1 protein-coding gene is annotated in these 932 nt (G+C 75.1%); it reads right to left on the bottom strand.

Annotated elements, in window-relative coordinates; genetic code table 11:
- On the bottom strand, positions 1 to 932 hold a 932-nt coding region (locus tag AC5WRT_RS38935; protein ID WP_496098937.1), incomplete at both ends, for a beta-ketoacyl reductase.

The raw sequence follows: 932 nt of genomic DNA, 5'->3' as shown, positions 1-932 counted from the left end.
CCGGCGAGCTGGTCGCGCAGGCCCGCACCGGCCGTCCCGTCGGCGGCCGGGACGGCGCTCTCGGCTGTGGTCGCCTGTGCCTCGGGTACGCCGGTCAGCAGGGCGCTGGGACGCACGCTGGTGTACGCCGGGGTGAACCGGGCCCAGTCGACGTCCGCGACGACCACGACCGGCTCCGCGCCGGTGACGACCCGGGCCAGGGCATGGACCGCCCGCTGCGGTTCGAGTGCCACAAGACCCCGGCGGCGCAGCGCCTCCACGGCCTCCGCACCGGCCGCCATTCCCCCCTCGGCCCACGGCCCCCACGCCACCGACGTACCCGCGAGCCCGCGGGACCGGCGCGACTCGATCAGGCCGTCCAGGAAAGCATTGGCCGCCGCATAACCCGCCTGACCACCGCTGCCCCACACCCCGGCGACGGAGGAGAACACCACGAACGCGTCGAGCGCACGCTCCCCCAGCACCGCGTCCAGGTTTCGGACACCGGCCACCTTGCCCGCCCACACCTCGCCGAGTTCGTCCGCCGTCATCGCGTCCAAGGGCACGTTCACGACCGCACCGGCCGCGTGCACGACCGCGTCCACGGACCGTTCGGCAAGCAGGCTCTCCACCGCTGCACGGTCCGCCACGTCGCAAGCGGCGACGGTGACCCGCACACCGCCGGCCGCGAGTTCGTCCCGCAGCTCGGCAGCACCCGGCCCATCCAGGCCTCGGCGGCTGACCAGCAACAGGTGTTCGGCACCATTGCCTGCGGCCCAGCGAGCCACACGGGCACCCAACGCGCCCGTACCACCCGTGACCAGGACCGTGCCCCGCGGCCGCCACACCGCCGCCTCGGCCCTGGCGACCGGCACCCGTTCCAGACGACGCCCGAACACCCCCGACGCCCGCACCGCCACCTGGTCCTCGTCACCGGCACCGGCGAGCACCGC

Source organism: Streptomyces sp. NTD91 (assembly GCF_059510455.1).
This window is presented reverse-complemented; position numbering and strand designations above follow the sequence as displayed.